Here is a 403-nt window from a genome sequence, read left to right as displayed (position 1 = left end):
CCCTCGGGGTCGGTGATGTAGATGGACTGGATGAAGGGATTGAGATCCAGGAGCGTCTGCAGGATGGGCTCCTGGCGCGCGGGGTCCATGCTCTTGATGGACTCGTTCTCGACGACTTCCTCCACCAGGCGAGCCGCCAGGGCATAGGCCTTCAGCTTCAGCCGGTCGAATTCGCTCACGAAGTATTCGGGCAGGTATCGCCGGGCCCAGCGCTCGAGCTCCTCCGTGGAAATGGAAGTGTTTCTTCCCGGCTCGTATTCATGCATGACCCGCTTGTGGATTCTCACAATGCCCGGATGCCTCTTGTCGAGACGGCGGTCTCCTTCCAGGTGCAGCCGGGTGTTCACCCAGTAAGCCACGCTGGCCACCCCCGATTGGTCTGTGATGATGAGGCTGATGGGCC

1 pseudogene is annotated in these 403 nt (G+C 61.0%); it reads right to left on the bottom strand.

The window, feature by feature from the left end:
- Nucleotides 1-403, bottom strand: a pseudogene (locus MWC30_RS22060) (histone-lysine N-methyltransferase); the annotation flags it as partial.

Origin of the sequence: Desulforhabdus sp. TSK, assembly GCF_022836495.1 — a bacterium.
Lineage (GTDB): Bacteria > Desulfobacterota > Syntrophobacteria > Syntrophobacterales > Syntrophobacteraceae > Desulforhabdus.
This window is presented reverse-complemented; position numbering and strand designations above follow the sequence as displayed.